This is a genomic window from Burkholderia sp. IT-111MI5 (assembly GCF_949752865.1).
Taxonomy (GTDB): Bacteria; Pseudomonadota; Gammaproteobacteria; order Burkholderiales; family Burkholderiaceae; genus Burkholderia; species Burkholderia pyrrocinia_C.
The window spans coordinates 70074-91338 of record NZ_CATKIF010000066.1; the positions used below are offsets into that span (position 1 = coordinate 70074).

The following is a 21265-nucleotide window of genomic DNA, read 5'->3' on the forward strand; positions in this document are numbered from 1 at the left end:
AATGGCCGGCAATATTAGCGTGCCGAACTCAGAATGGCACGGAAAACTTCGTCGCTGGTCTGGTCCAGCAGCGCGGCGGCGCGACGCTTGCCGGACGCTGCCGCGCGTGCGGCGAGCGCCGAGTCGGCCGCGACCGAAGCAATCGCATCTGCCGCTTCCGACAATGAGCCGAAGATGAACGCGGCGCCTGCCCCCACCTCGCTTGCCGCCGTTCCGTCAAGCACGAACGACGGGAGGCCGAGATGCATCGCCTCCAGCACCGGTACGCAAAACCCCTCGTGCCGGCTCACCGACAACAACGCATCGGCGCGATCGAAACGATCGAACAGGTTCGCATCGTCGACCATACCCGCGAACTCCACGAACGGCGCCACGCCGAGCGCCTGCGCTCGCTCGACCAGGAAGCCGGCGTATTGGCCGTTGGGCGCCGTACCGATCACCTGCAGCCGCGCATCGATACCGCGCTCGCGAACGCTGGCGACGATCTCGATCGCATCCTCTATCCGCTTGTGCGGCACAACACGGCCGACGACGACCAGCACGAAGGGCGCGCCGGCCGCACGTTCGGCACGCGGCGGCGATACATGTCTGAACACTGCCATGTCGGCCGCGACCGGCGGCAGGATCCGCACGTCGTCGGGCGCGATATGCGGCGCGAGCGACCCTGCGGTAAACCGCGAATTCGCGAGCGTCGAGCCGAACCGGGCGAGGCGCGGAAACTGCTCGATCGACTTCTCGCACAGATCGGCCGTCACCGGCTCGAACTCGCGCAACAGTTCCGGCGACGTCACGCCGTGGAAATAGCAGAGCTTCTTCGCAGGCAATGCCAGCAACCGTTCGAGCAGCGGATCGTGGATCGAGTAACTGACCCACAGCGTGTCATCCGCGGTGATCGTGTCGAACAGCGCTTCCATCGGCTCGACGTTGCCTGCGTAGTGCTGCGCATGCAGGCTGACGTCGTAGCCGAGCCGGCGCGCCACGCGCGCCACGCCGAAACAGTGATTGCCTACCGCATCGCCGGGGAAGATATCGGGAGCCGCGATGAAAAGACGCATGTCGATTCCTTATTCCAGCAGGCCGAGCGTCCGCAGGCGCTCGACGTAATTGCGCCCGACAGCGGCCGGCGCATAGTGTTCGATGATATAGGCCTTGCCATTGGCTGCGCGACGATCGCGTTCCGCCTCGTCTTCGACGCAGCGCAGCATGCACTCCGCGGCAGCCGCGACGTCGGCGTCCCACCAGAACTGCCCGTCGCCGAAGCTGTACTCGCCGGGATGCACGGGCACCGTCTCACCGCCCACCACGAAGGCGGTCGCGTCGGTCGTGAAATCCCGGTTGCCGGAAAAATCCGACGCGATCACCGGCTTGCCGAGCAGCATCGCTTCCGCGATGTTGCGCCCGAAACCTTCGGCGCGATGCAACGACACGAAGCAGTCGCATACCGACTGCAGGCCAATCACGCGCTCCCGTTCGAACGCTTCCGAAATGATCGTGACGCGCGGATCGTTGTGCACGAGTTCGAGCACCGCGTCCCATTGCGGCGAGGACTTCCCCATGTTCATCGTCTTGAGCACGAGGTGCACGCCTGACGCATGGCTCGGGAAAGCCTGCAGGAAGGCGCGCACGACCGCCAGCGGATTCTTGCGATAGACGCTCGAATTGCCGTCGAGGATATGCAGGAACGTGAACACGCGTTGCGGTATGCCGAACATGTCGCGTGCATACGTGCGCGTCAGCGGCGGAAGCGACACGGCCATCGGCATCACGTGGACCGGTTTGTCGGTCGCGCTGCGCATCGAGTCGGCCGTGAAGCGCGTACTGGACCACAGCTCGTCCACGGTATCGAGCGCCGATTCCAGCCCTGCCGGATAGCGCGGCAATTCCCATTGCCAGCAACCGATGTTGTATCGCCCGCCGAGTATGGCGTTGCCTGTTGCGCCAAGCAGCCTGATCGTCTCATAGTGTGGCAGGAAAATCAGGTTCGTCCGGTACAGCGGCTTGTCGACCTCGAGGTATTCGAGCGTCCGGTCGCCCTGACGGGCGCCGATCGCGAGCGGCAGGCGCGGCACGCATTGATCGCAGTCAACCTTCGCGAGCGCGAGCGACGCCATCCGGACATCCTCGCCAATCCCGAGTTCGCCGCGCCCGAAACCGATGATGTTGACGCCGCCATTGCGCCACGCGCCTTCCCACGGAATATGCCTGCTGGCATGAATGACCGGCGCACCCTGCGCCGGCGGCGGCAAGCCGATTTCGAAGCGCCCGAAATCCATCAGCCACTGATTGAGTCCGGCACGCGCTTCGGGCTTCTCGATGTCGAACGCGGCGCGCAGATCGTCACGAGCCTCATGCAGTGCCTGGGCGAGCGGATGCACGTCGCTCCACGCAGCAGGATCGACATCATCCCCAATCCCCAGCATGTCGCGCGTCAGCACGAACGGCAATTGCAGACGGCCGCCGACGAGCGCACGCGCCCACCACAGCGTGAGTGCACGGCGCCCCGCCGGCCGCCCGACATCGATTTCGCCGTCGCGGGCGCCCAGTTGCCGCATGAACCGCGTGATCGGCATCGGCGCATCCTGCTCGATCGACTGATCGATCTCGAGGTAGGCACTCGCCGGAACGAGCGGCGCGAATCGCGGGTCGTGCATGCCGAACGCGATCCACCATTCGACGAGCGCCGCGCGGCCCTCGGTCGTACCGAGATCGCTGATCGATGCGAGATCATCGCGCGCCGCATGCAGCGCGCGCAACCCGCGCGTGATCGGCAGGCAGGTATCCTGAACGACATCAGTGGCCGGTGCGACGCAGACGTCGCGATTCATGAAGCCGCTCAACTCCGGGTCCTGCAGCGCCTCGGCGATCCACCAGCCGACGAGCGCACGCCGGCCGGCCGGCGTGCCGAGATCCATTGACTGTGAAAGGTCGTCGCGCGAATGATGGAACGCACGCATTCCTCGCGTGATCGGCAAGCTCGTGTCCTGCAGCACGGCCGGATCGACCTTGTCAAACAGGTCGGCGGGAATCAGCTTTGCGATCGCTGGATTCTTGCGCCCCTCGTGCATCCACCACGAAATCAGCCGCGTCCGTCCCGCCCGCGTCGCCAGATCGATGCCGGCGAGATCGGAACGCGCGCGCGCGAACGCGAGCAACCCGCGCGTGACGGGCAGCGGCATGTCCTGTTCGATTGCGTCGGACGGCTCCACATAGGCGGATGCCGGCATGAAGTTGTTGAACGCATGGTCGAGGCGGCCGTAGAGCATCCACCATGAAACGAGCGCCTCGCGACCGGCCAGCGTGGTCAAGTCTATGCGCGCCAGATCCTCGCGGGCAACGTGCAATGCCAGCAGGCCGCGCGTAATCGGCAGCGACGCATCCTGAATGATGCCCGGTGCGGGTTCGGCGTAGATTTTCGTCGGTATGAAGCCGCGATAGCGCGCATCGCACAGCCCTTCGCCGATCCACCATGCGACCAGCGTGCGACGCCCTTCCCGGGTCGACAGGTCGATCTGGCCGCGCAAGTCTTCGCGTGCGTCGCACAGCGCGCACAGACCGCGTGTCAGCGGAATCGGCATGTCCTGCTCGATCGCCTCGCTCGGTTGCAGATAGACGGAAGGTGCAATGAAGTCCCGGTAATTCGGGTTCACACTGCCGTCGTTGCACCACCAGCGAATCAGGCTGCGCCGGCCGTCAGCGTCGCTCAGATCGAATGCTTCACGCAAATCGTCGCGCGCGAGGTAGACCGCATGCAACCCGCGCGTCAGCGGCAACGCGCCGTCCTGCGGCAGATCGTCGTCCGGTTCTGCAAGCCACGCACGCTGCTCGTCGTCGATCGCAACGCCCTGATTCAGATGAATGGCCGCGCAGTGCAGCGGCCGGGCGGGATCCAGATACTGGCGCAGCACGGCATTACCCAGCCACAGCGCGTCGATTACGCTGGTCCGGCCGAACGGCTGATGCCCCGGCAGATGGAACATCCGCTGGAATCCATTGGTTCCGCGATGGCTCGTCAGGTCGATGCCGGGCTCGACGATCGGATTGCCGAACAGATACAGGTTGCGCTCGACAACCTGCGTGCATTCGTCGGGAATCTTCGTCCCGTCGCGGCCCAACCCGCGGGAATGCAGCCACGTGTAGTCGACGATCTGCGCCCCGCTTTCACGCAGCCGCATCGACAGGCTGTGTTCGTCGATGATCGACATTGCCTTTGCACGAAAACGCTGCAGGTTCTCGTCCGAAAGCTCGAACACCGAATGCCACTGGCCATGCGGCAACCCTTCCCCGGTCAGCCAGTCGATCAGGTACTGGCGGTAGTTCTCCGACAACGGCGCATCCTGCCGGAACGGCGCCGTTCGCGACGACGTGAAGAACAGGTCCGACGGAAAACGGGCCGCGAATGTGCCCAGCGCACGGATGCGCTCGGGCACCGCGATCAGGAACTTCGAGCAGCCCCAGGTCTGGAAACTCCGGCCCAGCAGGCGCGCAGGCGCCGGATAGGCGTCGACATGCGCGAGGACGACATGGCGATTCTTTGCCGCGAACTCGAACATGCCGTAATTGATGTACGGATAGAAGCCGTTGTATTCGTTCTCGAACGCCGACGTCACGACATGAATGAGATCGTAGCGATCGACGGCGGACCCGAGATATGCAAGCGCCGTATCCCAGCCGCTGAACTCACGGCGCGTGTTGTCGCCGCCGATCAGCAACGCCTGCGAACCAAGCTTCGCATGCACGCCAGGCGGCAGCGCGGTGTCGATCAGCAGTGCGTCGTAGTCGAGGCCGCCGACACGCTGGTACATCTGACACAAACGCTTGAATGCGCCCTGATAATCCGCGTCGCCGTAGCGCACGAAAAGGGTCAGTAACTTCATTCCTCCAGCTCCACCTCGAATATGACCTTGTTCTGGTCGGCGTTCGTCCAGCCGGCTCGTTCAACATCGAACTGGCCTGCACGGTAGAAGAACTCCAGTCGCCCGAGACTGCGCTCGACGCTCGCTGCATCGATACGCTCGGCGGCGAGCGCCAGGACTTCGCGGGCGGCCTCGGTCCAGCCGAGAATCTCCCGCGGCCGTCGCGCCTGCGTGCGCGTCGCGCTGAGCGCGCCCGCATCATCAAGCACGGCGCGAACCGCGCGCAGCAGTTCGGTCCGGCGCTTGAACGGCACGATGCCGTCGACCGGACTCACCCGCTCCCGGATTTCCGCGATCAACGCACTGTCGCGTGCAATGACCTGCTTGCCGTACGCGAGCGCATTGAGCACCGGCAAGCCAAAGCCTTCGTAGTAGGACGGGAACACGAGGCACGCGCAATCGCGGAACAACCGATCGACGTCCTCGTGCGACAACCTCCCGGACGGCAGTTGTTCGACGTTCGGAAACTGCTCGCCGGTCTCGCCTAGCACCTTGATGCGAGTCTCGGGAAAACCGGCAGCCAGCACGCGGACCGCTTCGGCCAGGCCCTTGTGGTAATACTGGTTACCGACCACGAGAACATAGGGTTCCGCCACGGCCGGCGCATCGCCGGGCTCCTCTTTGAAATATTCGGCCGGATCGAGCGAGCAATACGACACCACTGACGGCACGTCGCGCGCGGCAGGGAAGCGCTCCTCGAACGCACGGCGCGTATAGCGGCTGATATAGATGAAGCCGTCCGAATGATCGGCAGCGGTACGCCATACGCCGTCGATGTGCGGCATCCGGATGTAGTGGCAGTCCCACGCGATCGCATCCATGATCAGATACAGGTTGACCATCGATCGCCAGGCCTGGTCGCGCAGTTCGCTGAAGCTCCACGGCTGCGACAGGCGCACGCATGCATCGAACAGGTCGTGTTCGCCGAGTTCGAACACCAGCGTGCAGTCCGGCATGTCGTGCAATGCATGGAAGTCGGCCGACTGCGGGAGCACCCAGAAACACGGCTCGATGTGATACTCCGCCGCCAGCGCGCAGATCGGCCGCATCAGCGACAGGATATGCTGCGCCGTGCCGTTATAGCCGGGCGCCAGGTTGCGGATGTCGAACAGCACACGGCGCACGGTTTTCGGCCTGACCGCTTGCCACAGCAGCTTCTGCAGCCGCTGCTCCGGAAATTCGCCCAGACGCCCGAGCGCACGGTAGAAATCGGACGCGCGCTCGATGACGGGTGCCGCGACGGCGCCCGTGAAATCGCCCGACTCGCGCGCAAAAAACATCGCACGATTGCAGACGACCGCGCTATAGCCGCGGCGATTGGCGCGGATGAATAGCGTCGCGAGCGCATCGGACAGGTCGAACGTCGAGCCTTCGAGGCGACCGAAGTTGTACAGCATATCGGCGCGCACGAGCACCGGCGCAGCCTGCACGATGCCGCCGCCGAGACGCTCGGGCAGCGCTGCGAGAAAGCGGTCGAACGCCTCCGGATGCTCGAGTGCCGGTTCGCCCGGCATGCGCGGCACGGGCGCAGAGCCTCCCACGTTCGTACGCGGCAGCGCAAAGCCGTACAACGGATCGGCGGCGACGCTCGCGCGCAGCGCATCCAGCGCCGGCGCATCGAAGCGGTAGGTCGGCCCGACGAACAGCACGTCGGTGTCCGCATCGATCAGCGGGTACAGCGCGCGATTCAGTGCGGCGTAAAAACCGGCGGCGTCGTCGACCGCAATGCCTTCGCAGTCTGCGGCAACAGCCGCGTCCAGCGCAGCCCGATCGCCCGCGTACGCGAACACGACGACATGGCTCGCATGCGCGCGCCATGCGGCCAGCTGTTCCGTGCTCGCATGAATGCCGGCCTCCGGCGTGATGATGATCGCGATCCTGTTATCCATTCTGCACCTCCTGGATGCCAACGGGCCGGCGCGCTTCGATGGCGGCGCACAGGTCGCCATACACGCGCTCGGCACGGAAGTGTTCGTAAATGAATGCATGCGACGCCGCCTGCATGGCGAGGCGCCGCTCGTGCGAGCGAAGAATGTCGGCGATCGCATCGGAGAACGTCACCACATCGGTCGCGATCACGGCCGGCACGTCACCGAGCTCGCGCAGGCCATCCGCCGCCGAGGGCCACGCGACGTGCGCCTTGCCCCACGCGAGCGCCTCGATCGTCTTGATCTTCAGGCCGGTCCCGACGCGGCACGGATTTACGACCACCGCGGCTTCCGCATATTCGGTGTCCAGGCTTTCGACGAAGCCGAGCAACGCCACCGTCGGATCGTCGCACGTCACCTCGCGACATACCTTGCCGACGACGCGCAGCCGTGCGTCCGGGCAAGTCTGCCGGACCAGCGGCCACGTATAGTCGAGAAAGTCCTGCGTGCCGCGCACGTTGAACTCGTTGCCCGACGCGACGATCAGCACGCGCCCCGGCACGACCGCGGCCGCGTCCGCCTGTTGCGGCACCAGATCGAAACTCGTCAGCAGCACCTTGCGCGACGGAACGAGCTCGGCGATTTCGTCTTGCTCCACACGCTGGATGGCGAGCACGACGTCGGCGCGCTGCAACAACTTGCGCTCCTGGTCGTCCGTCAGGCTGAGGCCGTAGTTCTTGATACCGTACTGCTCGACGGTCGCCTGCTTGCGGCAGAACAGATCGTGGGCATCGATGACCTTGAGCATGTCCGCGCATTCAGGCAACTGGAGAATGCGGCTCATGAACACGTATTGCGCGATCATGACATCCGGTTGCAGGTCGGCGACGATCGCCGCCACTTCGTCGACGAACCATGCCGGACAGAAGCCGTCCTGGATCTGCGCCAGCGCCGGATCCTCGAGCCCGGGATCCACCGCACGCGTGGTTGCACCAGGCACGAAACGATTGTCGAAAACGTGCAACTGGTCAACGACGCTGCGCAAACCGACGATGCATTCGTTCGGCACCTCGGCATCGCCAAGCGGCTTCAGCACGAGCGTGATCCCATACCCGCGCTGACGGAACCACGACAGCATCTTGTAGATGCGAATCTCGTTGCCGGCCGCCGGCGGATACGGCAACACGTGCGTAACCATCATCACGTGCGGTGTCGACTGCACCCGAGCGGGTGCGAACAAGTCAGGTTTCATATATTCCCATTGCCATGCTGCACACAACGGTCCGTGCCGGCAGCGCGGACCGTTGCGTTGCTCATACCAGTTGACGATAGATGTCGCGTAACGCACCCGTCGTGCGAGCCCACGTGAATGCGGCCGGATCGAAACCGGGCGCCGCAGCCAGTTGCGCGTCGCGGCCCGCATCGACGAGCGCGCGCAGCTTGGCGCTCATCGTGTCGATCGCGTCCGGCGCGACGTAGTCCGCCCGTGCACCGAAGTATTCGGCGCACGACCCCTCCGACGTGATCAGCAATGGCGCGCGCTGCGCGGACGCTTCGAGCGCGGCAAGACCCGGCGTCTCCAGCGTGCTGGGCAGGCAAAACGCATCGCATCCGGCATAACCGGACAGCAGCAGGTCGTCGTGCGGCATCACGCCGGGATAGATGACCTGCTCTCCGCCCTCTTCCAGTACCGCGTCGGCATAAGCGACGTCGCGTTTCGCGCCGACCAGCACGAGCTTCACGTCGGGCAGTGCCTTCATCGCCCGCACGAGCGCGAGCTGGTTCTTGCGCGGCTCGATGTTGCCGACATTGAGCACGAATTTCCCGCCGAGGCCGAAGTGCCGGCGAAACGCCTCCGGCTGAACCGAGCGCAGGAACAACTCGTCGATGCCGTTGTAGACGTGCGCGAACCGTTCCCGCGGAAGGTCCAGCACGGCGGCCAGCGTATCGCTTTCCACGGCGGAATTCGTGACGATGACGTCGGCCAGGCCGAGCTGCGCGCGAATCTCGTCGACCGGATACAGATGACGGGTCGCCTCGGTAATCCACAGGCTGGCCGAGATCACGAGCGGCAAGCCGAGCCGCTTCACGAAGTGGCACAGATGATAGGAACCGCTGATGCACGAAAAGAAATGCACGACATCGTGTTCGAGAAACCGCGGCTCCCACGTATTCATCAACGTCACGTCGACGCCATGCGCCGGCAGATGCTTGCGGTACGCAAGCAGCTGGACCTCTCCGCCGCCGGGCGTATGGAATGCCATCGGATAAGTGGCAAAGAGTACCTTCATAGACTTTGTCTCAATCGCAACAAAAGGGGCACGAATCACCATGGTGGATCTGACCGGCGATTTTACCGGACCGGGCCGTTGGGCAATTCACCGAAATGACACATGGAGATGCGTCCGGCACAGTCAACGGCACACCTGTTCATATAGCGCGCCGTACGCCCGGCCCAGCGCGTCGCCGGAAAACAGCCGCTCGTACCGGGTGCGCGCCGCATCGCCCATCCGGGCGGCCAACTCGTCGTCGGCAAGCAGCCGGCCTACCGCGTCCGCCAGCGCCACCGGCCGTTCCGGCGCCACCACGTATCCGGTAACGCCGTCCTCGTTCACGTAGGACGTGCCCGAACCCATTTCGCAGCAGACAGTCGGCTTGCCGAACATCTGCGCCTCGACCAGCACCATGCCGAACGCTTCCGAGCGCAGGTGCGACGGCAGCACGAGCGCCCGGCATTCCGCGAGCAACGCGATCTTCTCGTCATCGGTCACCTGCCCCGCGAAGATCACGTTGTGCGCGCCGAGTCGTTCGGCCTGCGCATGCAGATTTGCCTGTTCGGGACCGGAGCCGGCGATCACGATCGGCGCGCCGATCTGCGCCGCTGCATCGATCAACGTATGGAAACCCTTGTAGTAGCGCAGCACGCCGAGGGCGAGCACGAACGGCTTGCCGGCCAGCGCGGCCAGCTCCGGGCGCGCCTGATCAAGCGTGAGCCCGCGTGGTGCATCGCGATAGTCGGCAATGCCAAGCGGAATCGTATGAAGTTGCCGCGCGGAAACGTCCGACGTCAGCACCGGGCTGGTTCGCGCATAGGCAGGCGACGTCGCGACGACAGCCGACATCGACTTCAGCGTGCGCCGCATCAACGGGCCGTAAACGGCGCCGAGCAGCTTTTGCCGCACGATGTCCGAGTGATAGGTCATCACGGCCGGCTTGCGCGTACGGCCGAGCAGATGCAGCACGTCAGCGAAGGGCCACGGGAAGTGGAAATGTACGACGTCCGCCCAATCGACGAGTTCGCGGTAACGCTGCAACGCGTCGATGCCGCCAAGATCGCACGACGCCGGCGCCGCCCACGAACGGGCTCTCACGACCCGCCCTTCGTCGCGTTCGACACAGGTCGGCTCCGGCGTCGGCGACAGCGCGAAAATGCGCGGCTCGACACCGTAGCGACGCGACGCCATCGCGATCTGGCGGATCGCCTCCTGTAGCCCGCCCGGGGGATCCGGAAAATAGGTTCGGTAGACGTGCACGACGTTCATGCGCGCTCCCTGGCCGCCACGAGCCGCTGCGCCGACGGCTTCCGCCCATCATCAAACGTGATCGCGAGCATCTTGTCGAGCCGGCGGTCCCACGTGTTGTCGCCGACCGCGGCCTGGACATCGCGCCGGTCGAGCTTCCCGCGCGCGAGCTGGCGCTCGATCGCCGCGACGAACGACGGCAGGTCGCCGCCGACTTCGAGCCCCGGGCGCGGTTCTCGCGCGAAGTCGAGCGGTGTCGACACGACCGGCAGACCGGCCGCGAGGTATTCGTAGAACTTCATCGGGAACATCGAGCGCGTATAGTCGTTCAGCAGCGTCGGCAGCACGCCGACGCGCATCCCGCGCAAATAGGCGGGCAGGTCGCGGTAATTCCGGTAGCCGAGCAGGTGCGCGTTCGGCAGCCGCGCGAATTCCGCGAGCAACGGGCTGCGCTGCCCTTCGCGCTCCTCGCCGATGATCACCCAGTGCCATTCTTGCCGGGCCTTCGCGACAGCCAGCAGCAGCGGCATGTCGATCTTGAAGTCCGACAGCACGCCGTGATAAACGAGGCGCGGCTCGGGAATCGCCGCGAGCTCCGGCGGCAGCGGCCCTTCATCGAGCGCCGTGCCGAAATGCAGGGCATCGACGACGTTGCCGAAATAATGCGTGTTCGGATTGTGCGGTGCGCATTGCGACTGCAAGGCAGGCGCCGTCGTGAACACCGCGTCGCTCGTGCCCAGCAGAAGGCGCTGGGCGTGACCGAATGCGTCGACATCGACGCCCGGCACCGCGCCGATATCGTCCACGCAATGGTAGACGAGCGGCCCGCGCTGCAGGCCGCGGATCGCGTCGAGCATGAATGGATGATAGGTCCACACAACCGGCGTCGCGAAACGCTTGCTGCGTGCGAACCGGCTGACCGTCGCGCGCAGCAGGAACTGGTTCAACGCACGCACGAGCGGCCAGTGATGTTTCGCGGGAATCATCAGCGGCGACAGCACCCAGACGTTCTGCGCGCGCCGCGGCGGCCCGAGCACGAGCGATTGCACGCCGCGCCACAGCCGGCGCCACAGGCGCGCCCAGTCACGCCCGCTGCCGACTTTCGGCGAACGGAATCCGACGCTTTCGACATAAAGCACGCGCCATCCGCGCGACGCAAGCAAACTCGCCGTGTGCTGCTTGTTCGTCCAGTACGGCTCATCCCAGTCCGCAGTCGAAAACATCACGCAATCGCGCGGCAACAGGCTGTCCGGCACACGGTCATCCACGGAAGACCTCGACTTGACGCCCCAGGAGACTCGCGAGAATGCGTTGCGACGCGCGACTGTCGCCGTACGGATTCGTGCGTGCCGCCAGCTCCGCACGCCGCATCGGATCATCGAGCCACTCGACGACAGCCTGCTCGATCCGCTCCGCGGACTGGCCGGCAAGCGTCGCGAAACCGGCATCGACGCCCTCGTGGCGCTCCGTATGATTGCGCATGACGACGACCGGCACGCCAAACGACGGCGCCTCTTCCTGGATACCGCCGGAATCGCTGACGACGAGCGTACTGCGGCTGATCAAATACAGGCTCGTCGGATAGTCGACAGGCTCGATCAGCGCGAGATTCGGAATGCCCGCCAGTTCGCGATGGACAGGTTCGCGCACGGCCGGATTCAGGTGAACGGGAAATACCCAGCGGTACGCGTCGTAGCGACCGCACAGGTCGCGCAGCATCTTGCAGATGCTCTCGAGCACGTCGCCGAAATTTTCACGGCGATGGCAGGTCACGAGAACCTGCGGACGGCCGTCACGCATCCATTCCGGCAGTGTGGCAGCCAGGCCGCCCGCCTGCCAGCCATCGCGGACGAGCGAAATCGCGTCGACGACCGTATTGCCCGTGACCAGCACGCGCGACTCCGGAACGCCTTCGGCGATCAGGTTGCGCGCGGCGGCATCGGTCGGCGCAAAATGCAGCGTCGAGATGCGGCCCAGCAGGCTGCGATTCGCCTCTTCCGGAAACGGGCTCGCCAAATCACCGGTCCTGAGCCCCGCTTCGATGTGCCCGACCGCGATCCCGCGATGGAACGCGGCAAGGCCGCCGCACATTGCAGTCGTCGTGTCGCCCTGCACGAGCACCCAGTCGGGCCGGATATCGTCCAGCGCCGCGTCGAGCCCCATCAGCAAACGCGCCGACAGCCCGTTGAGCGTCTGCCTCGTCTGCATCACATCGAGCTCGAGATCGGGTGCGATGCCGAAAAAGCCCAATGCCTGCGCGAGCATCTCGCGGTGCTGGCCGCTCGAACACACGACCGTCTCCACTTCGGTGCGCAACGCGGCGATCACGGGAGCGAGCTTGATCGCCTCCGGGCGCGTGCCCATAACGACCATCACTTTCATGACAACATCATCCCCGGGACGAGTTCAACATGCTCGCCGCGCCATTCGACACTCATCGCGAGCGGGCTGCGCGCGCCTGACGGCACGCATGCGCGTACGCCGCCGGCATCCTTCAGGATGCGGACATCGGCGCGCGCCGCGAGAAAGTCCAGTGCACTCTCTTCCGTCATGAAGAGCGGGTTGCGCGCCTTCGCACGAATGTAGGCGACCAGCTGCTCGTGCGCATCGATACGCTGCGGTTCGTCACGCCAGCCGTATTGATAACGTTCGGAGAACGGATGGTCAAGATAGCCGAAGAGCGTGCGCGTCTGGTACGCAAGATCGAATGCCTGCTTGTAGACGGCGAGCGGATCGCCCGTCGCAAGCATGCAATCGCCGTGCAGCATGCACTGCTGGCTGTGGCCGACGAAGCCGGCCGGCAACCCCGCCAGCTCGCCGCCGCGCGCGATCAGGAACTCCGGATCGTTGCGGATGATGCCGCCGATGCACCCTTCGTAGCCGGCATCCGCAAGCGCACGCAGTGCGTATGGCGGCGACTGGTGGAACGGCGACACCGCGTAGCGCACCGCCTGGCCGGTCACCTCGCGAATCAACTCGGCCGATTGCAGGCCCTCGGCGAGCGCGGCGTCGTAGCTGCCGCCCCAGTTCGGCGCATGCGTCGCGGTATGCGACAACACGGCGCCGCCGTCGCCCAGCAGTTCGCGAAGGATCGGATAGTGCCTCGAGTCGCGCAGGTTCTGAGTATGAACGGCAAGCGAAAACGGTACGTTCATGCGCCGATACGCGTCCCACAGCAGCCGCGATGCTTCGACATCCTCATCGCAATCGAGACGCGACGTGATTGCCGCGTCATACCCCCACGGCAACTCGCTCAGTACCGCATGAATCGGCAGCGTGTCTGCCCGATGCGTCGACAGAAAGCGTTCGACGATCCGCCACTCGAACGAATCGATCGGCCCGACCGCGCGGTTGAACCACAGTACGCTCGAGGCGTCGCCGTCCCACAGCGCCGCATACGAACCGATCGACACGCCGTCGATCCGCACGCTCGCGAGTTCCGCACCGCCCCCGGCATGGGCGGGTTGCGAGATCGACCAGATCGATCCGTCGCAGCGAATCGCGCCGTTGCCGAGGTTGTTCCATTCGTCGGTGAAATCGAAACGCTCGAACGGGCGATGCCACGCATCGCCGCCCAGCGTCGCTGCGATGGCCGTATAGTCGACTGCCGCCCGGCTCGCCCGCATGTCTCCGGTCGGCGCCGGTTCGCTGCGGCTCGCCGCAGCCAGTTCGCCGGCGAACGCCGCGTCCACGCGCAAGCCGAGTTGCGCGGCAAGCGCCGTCGGCATCCGCCCGAACACGAGCAGCTTGCGCGGCTGCACACGCAGCCATGCCAACAGGTCTTCGCCCCAGGCATCGGGAATGTCGACGGCCACGATCACGCTGTCGGCCGCGGCGCGCAGCGCGCCGCGTGAGATCGGGCGCGCCTGCGTCAACGTCACGGAGCGCCGAAGCGCTGCGAGGACGAGTTGCCCCGCTTGCGCGGCAGCCTCATTGAAAAGGACACCAATCATGCGGTCACCACGTGGCGGAATTTGGCCCGCCGGCCGACGCGTACGAGATCGTCATGGCCGACATAGGAAATCGTAAAGGCATCACCCCAGAAATGCCGCAGCTTCGCGGTCGTATCGTCGGCGTTGGCCCACGGCTCCAGCACGATCCGCAACGTCGGCGGGGAGGTCCGCAGATCGATCTGGAACTCCTGGATGCCGCCGACACGGTGATCGAGCATGTCCTGGATATGGTGCGTCGGATGCGCGATGCCGTTGATCGGTACGACGTCGTGAATCCGCCCGACGACGTCGGTCAGCACGAACCCTTGCACCGGATCGTCCTGCACGCGGGCCAGGTCGCCGGTCGCGTAACGGATCAGCGGCATCAACCGGTTCCGAAAGCCGGTAAACACGAGTTCGTGCGCGCCGTCCGCGCCGCCGTCGACGAGACGGCTTTCCGGCCAGCCTTCGGAATCCATCACGCGAAAGCCGCCTTCATGGCCTTCGAGCTCGTACGCCATCACGCCGAGCTCGGCGAGGCCATAGCGGTCGATCACGCGGCAGCGCAGCGCGGACGCGATAACCTCGCGTGCATGCGGTTCGAGCAGCTCGCCGCTCGACTCGAACACCTCGAACGCGTTGCCGCCGCCGTACTTGCGCTGCACATAGCATGCGAGTGCGTACATGGTCGACGGATGCGAGTGGGCGAGATACGGCCTGCGGCTCTTCAGCGTGCGCCACATCTCCTCGAGCCCGGCGTCGTCGATGCGATCGAAGAAGATGTTGCTGCGGTTCATCGCGAAGCACTTGAAATCCTCGCGCGACGGCCATTCCGGCACGACGTCGTCGGGAAAACGGCACGCGAAATGCAGCTCGAAGCGATGACGCAGCTTGCCGATGCGCTCACGCGCATAGAACGTCACGGCCGACGAATAGTCCGCGCCTTCCTGGTCGTAGAAGATCGTGCAGGACAGCCCGGTCGAGCCGCCGGTCTTGCAGACATGATGCCGGACGCTGTCAAGCGGCGCCGACAGCAGCCGGTCGCCCTGCTCGCGAATGATGTCCTTCGTCAGATACGGCAGCGCGTCGAGATGGCGCACGTCCTGGCGCACGCGTTGCGGATCGAACTGCCGTTCAGCAAACAGATCGCGGTAATACGGCACGCGCGCGCCGGCGAATTCGAGCGTCTCGACGAGGCGATCGATCGCGATACGGCGTCGCGCCTCGAGCGGCAGCGCGTAGTACTGACGCAGTTCGGCGATCTTGGGGCGCACGCTGCGCTTTTCCCGGCCTTCCGCGATCGGGTAGGCGATATAACCGCCGGCGAACCCCTTCAGCGTGCGGAACGGCTGCCGCCCGAACAAGGCTCCTGAATGGCGAAGAAATGGATGATCAGCTCGCATGGAAATTCAACCTCGTGGCATCCGTGCATGACAGATGCGAATGCCGGTAGGCCGGCAATGTATGGGGGCCTTGTCGCGCAGCCGGCAGCGGGGCGAGCATCCCCGCCGCACGGCTGCCGCGTTCAATGCAACAGTCCCGCCGAATCTCCGGTCGGCGGCAGTTCGATCGCGGGAAAATCCGACTCGAGCGGCGGTGCGGCGACCGGCTCGTCGGCAATGATCTTGCCATGCTCCATCGAGATCTTGCGCGTGCACACGCGTGCGATGAGCTGGGGATCGTGCGACGCGACAACGAGCAGCGAAGCCTTGCCGACCAGATGTTCCAGCCGCTCGGCGGCCTTCAGGCTGAACTCCGCATCGCCGACGCTCAGCCATTCGTCCATGATCAGGATGTCGGCCTCGACGCTCGTCGAGATGGCGAACGCGAGCCGGAGCATCATCCCGCTCGAGTAGGTCCGCACCGGCAGGTTCAGGTAATCGCCGAGCTCGCTGAAATCGGCGATCTCGTCGATCTTGCTGCGGATGCGCGCCGGCTTCAGGCCATCGAGAATGCCGCGCAGATAGATGTTCTCGAAGCCCGTCGCGTCGGGATCGAGTCCCATCGATACATCGAGCAGCGACGCGATCTTGCCGGTTACCTTGAGGTCGCCGCGCACCGGCGCATAGACGCCCGACAGCGTACGCAGGAGCGTCGTCTTGCCGGACCCGTTATGGCCGACCAGACCGATACGCTCTCCATCCGAAAAAGTGAAGTTCAGATCGTCGAGGGCGCGGACGACCGTGTGACGGCCTGCGTCGTGGCCGATCCGCCCGCCCGTCGTGAGGTTCAGCACCGCCTTTTTAAGCGAGCGGTGTGAATTCTCGTAGATCGGGAATTCGACGAATACGTTACGAGCGACAATCGATGAGGAACTCACGGTAATCAAAGCCAGTAAGGAACACGGTTACGGAAACGCTTCATCAGGTATTGGGCGAACGCGAACCCGACGATCAGCAAGCCGATCGACCAGGCCCACGATTCCCAAAGGATCGGCCGCCCCGTCAGCGGAGCCCGAACCGTCTCGATCAGATGATAGAGGGGGTTGTACTCGGCAACCCATGCACGATTCTTCAGGATTTCCGGCGACCACATGACCGGCGTGAAGAAGAACACGACCTGGATCAGGTTCGTCACGATCGGCGGAATATCGCGAAAGCGCGCGCACAGGATGCCGAGCGTGACGCCGAGCCATACCCCGTGCAGCAGCAGGACGGCCAGCGCCAGCGGGACGAGCAGAAACTCCCACGACGGCATGTGGCCGAAGATCACGAACAGGATGATCACGACCGGCAGGCTGTGCAGCAGGATGACGAAGTTGCGCCACGCGATGCGGCAGACGTGCACGGTCAACGGCAACCTGATCTGCTTGATCAGATAGGCTGCACTGATGAACGCCGTACAGCCTTCGTTGGCCACCGATGCGATATAGGCCCACACGACGAGGCCGATCGACAGATACGGCAGGTAGTCGGAAATTTCCTGATTGAGCAGCTGAGAATACAGCGCACCCAGCACCGCCACCATCACGATCGTGCTCAGCGTGAACCAGAACGGGCCGATCACCGAACGGCGGTAACGTTGCCGGATGTCGTGCCATCCGAGCGTGCCCCATACGCGTGTCGCCATCACGCCGACGATCAGGTCATCGCTGCCGGTATGGTTGCCGAGCTCGGCATCATCGTTGACGAAGGTAGCATTCATGTCACGCACGTCCGTAGTTGTCCTCGAAACGAACAATGTCGTCCTCGCCGAGATATTCGCCGCTCTGCACCTCGATCATCACGAGATCGACGACGCCCGGGTTTTCGAGGCGGTGCTTGTGGCCGGCCGGAATATAGGTCGACTCGTTCGTCGACACGTAGAACTCGCGATCGCCGTTGACGACCTTCGCCATCCCGCTCACGACGATCCAGTGCTCGCTGCGGTGGTGGTGCATCTGAAGGCTCAGGCTCGCACCGGGCTTCACCTCGATCCGCTTGATCTTGAAGCGCGGCCCCTCCTCCAGCACGGTGTATGTGCCCCACGGACGATGCACCGTACGGTGCAGCTTGTATGCCTCGTGGCCGGTCGCCTTGAGCTCCGAATAGATATGCTTCACGTCCTGTGCACGATCGCGCGAGGCGACAAGCAGCGCATCGGGCGTATCGATGACGATCAGGTTCTCGACGCCTACCGCACCGATCAGCCGGTCGTCGCTCTGCACATACGTATCCTTCACGTCGATCAGCAGCGCCTCGCCCTGCACGCGGTTGCCGTGCTCGTCAGGCGTCGCGAGATCGCCGAGCGCGGTCCACGAGCCAACGTCGCTCCAGCCGATGCTGCACGGCACCACCGCCGCATCGCGGCATTTCTCCATCACCGCATAGTCGACCGAAATGTCCGGCACCGCACCGAACGTATTCGGTTCGAGACGGATCTGCGCGCCGCCGCTGCCTTCCGACGAAGGCGAAGCGTCGATGCACGCCTTGACCGTGCGAAGCACGTCCGGGCAATGCGCGTCGAGTTCGCGCAGCATCGTGCCGGCGGTGAAACAGAACATGCCGGAATTCCACAGGAAGCGGCCGGACGCGACATACTCGCGCGCACGCTCGAGATCCGGCTTTTCGACGAATCGCACGACCTTGTCGCCGTCCGCTTCGATATAACCGTACGCGGTTTCCGGGACGTCGGGCGTCACGCCGAACGTCGCGATCCGACCTGCCGCCGCCAATGCGGCCGCCTTCGCGACCGCATCGACGAACGCCGCCTGATCGGAAATCAGGTGATCGGCGGCCAACACGAGCAGCGTCACCTGCTCGCCGTGTGCCCGCACTGCGTGCAGCGTCGCTGCCGCGATCGCCGCCGCCGTGTTGCGGCCGAACGGCTCGAGAATGAACGAGGTCGTCAGCTTCGCGCGATTGATTTCGCGGTATTCGTCCTCGGTCTTGAAGAACAGTTCGCGGTTGGTGACCGTCAACACTTCATCCACGCCCGGCAACGCGGCCGCGCGCAGGAATGCCTTCTGCAGCAGGCTCTCGCCGTCCGCGAGACGGATGAACGGCTTCGGATGCGTTTCGCGGGAAACGGGCCACAGGCGGGATCCGGCACCGCCGCACAGGATGATGGGTAGCAAATTCACAACAGCCTCTCTATTTCACAACCGGTAACGGGGCGATTCTCGAAATGATCCGAGACGTCGCCCGCTGGCGTCGTCATTCCAAGTTACCGACCAAATCAATGATGCCGCATGCCGGAACCGCCGGCCGGCGGCACGTCGTCAGCCCTGCCGAATTCCGGCCAGGCAAAGTTCCAGTGCGTCGCGCCAATCCGGAGCCGCAAGGCCGAAAGTCCGCGCGAGCTTGTCGTTCGACAGGCACGAATTCGCGGGGCGCTTGGCCGGCGTCGGGTAATCCGACGACGGAATCGGGAGAACCGATGGGCGCGTTGCAAGCGACGCGCGCTCGATGATCGCACTCGCGAAACCGTGCCACGACGTCTCGCCGCCGGCGGTCAGGTGGTAAACACCGGAACGCGCCGCCCACCATGCGGCCGCATCGTGCGCGGCGAACGCCTGGGCGGCGACATGCGCGGTCATCGTCGCAATCGTGTTCGCCCACGTCGGCGCACCGATCTGGTCGGCGACGATCTTGAGCTCCCGGCGTTCGGCCGCCAGCCGCAACATCGTCAACAAGAAGTTGCGCCCGCGTGCGCCGTACACCCAACTCGTACGGAACACGATCGCGGCCCCACCGACCGCCGCGATCGCACGCTCGCCCTCGAGTTTCGATCGGCCGTAGACGTTCTGCGGTGCCGGCGCGTCGGTCTCCACATACGGCGATGCCTTCGTACCGTCGAACACGTAGTCGGTCGAATAATGGATCAGGGCGGCGCCAAGCGCTTTCGCCTCCTCCGCCAGCACGCCGGGGGCGGTGGCGTTGATGCGCGTCGCCATATCTTCGTCGCTTTCGGCCTGGTCGACCGCCGTGTACGCGGCAGGGTTGACGATCAGCGCGGGCCGCACGTCCCGCACGACAGCGCGAATCCGGTCCGGATCGGCCAGGTCGAGCGTGGCGCGATCGACCGCGACGACATTGCCAAGGCCCTGCAGCGAGCGCGCCAGTTCGAAACCGACCTGACCGCCAATACCCGTTACGAGAATCCGCTTCGCGTCACTCATAGACGTCGGCCTCCGACAGGGGTTTGCCGGCAGCATCCTTTGCCGCAAGCACCGGTTCGCAGTCGAGCTGCCAGTCGATCCCCACCGTCGGGTCGCTCCACAGCAGGCTGCGTTCGTATTCGGGATACCAGTAATCGGTCGTCTTGTACAAGAACTGCGCAGACTCGGACAGCACCACGAAACCATGCGCGAAACCCGGCGGCACCCAGAGTTGCCGATGGTTCTGCTCAGACAGCCGCACACCGACCCACTTGCCGAAATTCGGCGACGCACGCCGGATATCGACCGCGACGTCCAGCACCTCGCCTTCCACCACGCGCACGAGCTTGCCCTGCGCATGCTGGATCTGGTAATGCAGCCCGCGCAGCACGCCCTTCGCCGAACGCGAATGATTGTCCTGCACGAACGTCACGCCCGGCGCGACCATCTCGTCGAATTCGCGTGCGTTGAAGCTCTCGTAGAAGTATCCGCGAGCGTCGCCAAACACCTTCGGCTCGATGATCTTGATTTCCGGCAGCGCCGTTTCGGTTACTTGGATGGCCATGCCACTTGATCTTCGAGAATGTGTTGCAGGTATTTTCCGTAGCCGTTCTTCGCAAGCGGTCGCGCGAGCGTCAGAAGCTGCTCCGCGTCGATCCAGCGCTGGCGATAGGCGATTTCCTCAGGGCATGCGACGACCAGCCCCTGCCGCTTTTGCAGCGTCGCGATGAAGGTCGCCGCCTCGATCAGCGAATCGTGTGTGCCCGTGTCGAGCCACGCGTAACCGCGCCCCATGATTTCGACGTCGAGCTGGCCGGCCGCCAGATAGCGCGAATTGACGTCCGTGATCTCGAGTTCGCCACGCGCCGAGGGTTTGATGTCGGCGGCGATGTCGCACACCTGCCTGTCGTAGAAATAGAGCCCCGTCACCGCGTAGCTCGAGCGCGGCCGTGCCGGCTTCTCCTCGATCGAGATCGCACGGAATTCGCGGTCGAACTCGACGACGCCATATCGCTCGGGATCCTGAACGTGATACGCAAACACGGTGGCGCCCGCATCCTTCGCGCTGGCCCGCTCGAGCTGCTTCGCGAGATCGTGCCCGTAGAAGATGTTGTCGCCGAGGATCAACGCCGACGGATCGTTGCCGACGAAATCCTTGCCGATGATGAACGCCTGGGCGAGACCGTCCGGCGACGGCTGCACCGCATATTGAATGTTCATGCCCCATTGACTGCCGTCGCCGAGCATCGCCTCGAAACGCGGCGTGTCCTGCGGTGTCGAGATGATCAGCACGTCGCGGATGCCGGCGACCATCAGCGTCGACAGCGGATAGTAGATCATCGGCTTGTCGTACACCGGCAGCAGCTGCTTCGACACGACGTGCGTGATCGGATAGAGCCGCGTGCCGGAACCGCCGGCGAGGATAATGCCTTTACGTGCCATTGCATCTCTC

16 protein-coding genes are annotated in these 21265 nt (G+C 64.6%); all 16 read right to left on the reverse strand.

The genetic code is table 11. The features are described from left to right. Window positions 1–14: 14 nt before the first annotated feature. The 16 genes from ACM6JT_RS29740 to rfbA all read right to left on the reverse strand — a co-directional run bounded on the left by ACM6JT_RS29740 (window position 15) and on the right by rfbA (window position 21255). Window positions 15–1055: a glycosyltransferase gene (locus tag ACM6JT_RS29740; protein ID WP_034182893.1), complete on the reverse strand. Its 1041-nt coding sequence runs from the start codon at window positions 1053–1055 to the stop codon at window positions 15–17. Window positions 1056–1064: 9 nt separating this feature from the next. Next, a complete protein-coding gene (locus ACM6JT_RS29745) occupies window positions 1065–4874 on the reverse strand; it encodes a glycosyltransferase family 4 protein (RefSeq protein WP_407971227.1) in 3810 nt (1269 codons plus the stop codon). Next, entirely contained in the window at window positions 4871–6802 is a 1932-nt protein-coding gene (locus tag ACM6JT_RS29750; protein ID WP_414857807.1) for a glycosyltransferase, read from the reverse strand. The genes ACM6JT_RS29745 and ACM6JT_RS29750 overlap by 4 nt, the downstream gene beginning before the upstream one ends. Then, complete coding sequence (locus tag ACM6JT_RS29755) at window positions 6795–8021, reverse strand: glycosyltransferase (protein WP_407971225.1); 1227 nt, start codon at window positions 8019–8021, stop codon at window positions 6795–6797. The genes ACM6JT_RS29750 and ACM6JT_RS29755 overlap by 8 nt, the downstream gene beginning before the upstream one ends. 73 nt (window positions 8022–8094) lie before the next feature. Continuing rightward, window positions 8095–9072, reverse strand: a complete 978-nt coding sequence (locus tag ACM6JT_RS29760; protein WP_034182891.1) for a glycosyltransferase family 4 protein — start codon at window positions 9070–9072, stop codon at window positions 8095–8097. A 123-nt stretch (window positions 9073–9195) separates the two neighbouring features. After that, complete coding sequence (locus tag ACM6JT_RS29765) at window positions 9196–10323, reverse strand: glycosyltransferase (protein WP_034182890.1); 1128 nt, start codon at window positions 10321–10323, stop codon at window positions 9196–9198. Beyond that, on the reverse strand, window positions 10320–11525 hold the full coding sequence (locus ACM6JT_RS29770) for a glycosyltransferase (protein WP_051983797.1): 1206 nt from the start codon (window positions 11523–11525) through the stop codon (window positions 10320–10322). Before ACM6JT_RS29770 ends, ACM6JT_RS29765 begins: the two co-directional genes overlap by 4 nt. 37 nt (window positions 11526–11562) lie before the next feature. After that, window positions 11563–12684: a non-hydrolyzing UDP-N-acetylglucosamine 2-epimerase gene (gene wecB / locus ACM6JT_RS29775; RefSeq protein ID WP_034182889.1), complete on the reverse strand. Its 1122-nt coding sequence runs from the start codon at window positions 12682–12684 to the stop codon at window positions 11563–11565. Continuing rightward, on the reverse strand, window positions 12681–14255 hold the full coding sequence (locus ACM6JT_RS29780) for a polysaccharide deacetylase family protein (RefSeq protein ID WP_034182888.1): 1575 nt from the start codon (window positions 14253–14255) through the stop codon (window positions 12681–12683). The genes wecB and ACM6JT_RS29780 overlap by 4 nt, the downstream gene beginning before the upstream one ends. After that, a complete protein-coding gene (locus ACM6JT_RS29785) occupies window positions 14252–15637 on the reverse strand; it encodes a phenylacetate--CoA ligase family protein (RefSeq protein WP_034182887.1) in 1386 nt (461 codons plus the stop codon). The genes ACM6JT_RS29780 and ACM6JT_RS29785 overlap by 4 nt, the downstream gene beginning before the upstream one ends. A gap of 122 nt (window positions 15638–15759) precedes the next feature. After that, entirely contained in the window at window positions 15760–16554 is a 795-nt protein-coding gene (locus ACM6JT_RS29790; RefSeq protein WP_034183422.1) for an ABC transporter ATP-binding protein, read from the reverse strand. 5 nt (window positions 16555–16559) lie between these two features. Then, window positions 16560–17378: an ABC transporter permease gene (locus tag ACM6JT_RS29795; RefSeq protein WP_034182886.1), complete on the reverse strand. Its 819-nt coding sequence runs from the start codon at window positions 17376–17378 to the stop codon at window positions 16560–16562. Between the two features lies 1 nt (window position 17379). Further along, window positions 17380–18795 carry a mannose-1-phosphate guanylyltransferase/mannose-6-phosphate isomerase gene (locus tag ACM6JT_RS29800; RefSeq protein ID WP_034182885.1) on the reverse strand — a complete coding sequence of 472 codons (1416 nt, stop codon included), beginning with the start codon at window positions 18793–18795 and terminating at the stop codon, window positions 17380–17382. A gap of 138 nt (window positions 18796–18933) precedes the next feature. After that, complete coding sequence (gene rfbD / locus ACM6JT_RS29805; RefSeq protein ID WP_034182884.1) at window positions 18934–19833, reverse strand: dTDP-4-dehydrorhamnose reductase; 900 nt, start codon at window positions 19831–19833, stop codon at window positions 18934–18936. Continuing rightward, a complete protein-coding gene (gene rfbC / locus ACM6JT_RS29810; protein ID WP_034182883.1) occupies window positions 19826–20377 on the reverse strand; it encodes a dTDP-4-dehydrorhamnose 3,5-epimerase in 552 nt (183 codons plus the stop codon). The genes rfbD and rfbC overlap by 8 nt, the downstream gene beginning before the upstream one ends. Next, complete coding sequence (rfbA, locus tag ACM6JT_RS29815) at window positions 20362–21255, reverse strand: glucose-1-phosphate thymidylyltransferase RfbA (RefSeq protein WP_034182882.1); 894 nt, start codon at window positions 21253–21255, stop codon at window positions 20362–20364. Before rfbA ends, rfbC begins: the two co-directional genes overlap by 16 nt. Between the last annotated feature and the right edge of the window lie 10 nt (window positions 21256–21265).

Excerpts from the sequence above, each read along its gene's own strand:
- ACM6JT_RS29765 (WP_034182890.1), bottom strand. The coding sequence starts at position 10,323 with ATGAACGTCGTGCACGTCTACCGAACCTATTTTCCGGATCCCCCGGGC.
- rfbA (WP_034182882.1), bottom strand. The coding sequence starts at position 21,255 with ATGGCACGTAAAGGCATTATCCTCGCCGGCGGTTCCGGCACGCGGCTC.
- ACM6JT_RS29750 (WP_414857807.1), bottom strand. The coding sequence starts at position 6,802 with ATGGATAACAGGATCGCGATCATCATCACGCCGGAGGCCGGCATTCAT.
- ACM6JT_RS29760 (WP_034182891.1), bottom strand. The coding sequence starts at position 9,072 with ATGAAGGTACTCTTTGCCACTTATCCGATGGCATTCCATACGCCCGGC.
- wecB (WP_034182889.1), bottom strand. The coding sequence starts at position 12,684 with ATGAAAGTGATGGTCGTTATGGGCACGCGCCCGGAGGCGATCAAGCTC.
- ACM6JT_RS29745 (WP_407971227.1), bottom strand. The coding sequence starts at position 4,874 with ATGAAGTTACTGACCCTTTTCGTGCGCTACGGCGACGCGGATTATCAG.
- rfbC (WP_034182883.1), bottom strand. The coding sequence starts at position 20,377 with ATGGCCATCCAAGTAACCGAAACGGCGCTGCCGGAAATCAAGATCATC.
- ACM6JT_RS29780 (WP_034182888.1), bottom strand. The coding sequence starts at position 14,255 with ATGATTGGTGTCCTTTTCAATGAGGCTGCCGCGCAAGCGGGGCAACTC.
- ACM6JT_RS29785 (WP_034182887.1), bottom strand. The coding sequence starts at position 15,637 with ATGCGAGCTGATCATCCATTTCTTCGCCATTCAGGAGCCTTGTTCGGG.
- rfbD (WP_034182884.1), bottom strand. The coding sequence starts at position 19,833 with ATGAGTGACGCGAAGCGGATTCTCGTAACGGGTATTGGCGGTCAGGTC.
- ACM6JT_RS29770 (WP_051983797.1), bottom strand. The coding sequence starts at position 11,525 with ATGTTTTCGACTGCGGACTGGGATGAGCCGTACTGGACGAACAAGCAG.
- ACM6JT_RS29795 (WP_034182886.1), bottom strand. The coding sequence starts at position 17,378 with ATGAATGCTACCTTCGTCAACGATGATGCCGAGCTCGGCAACCATACC.
- ACM6JT_RS29740 (WP_034182893.1), bottom strand. The coding sequence starts at position 1,055 with ATGCGTCTTTTCATCGCGGCTCCCGATATCTTCCCCGGCGATGCGGTA.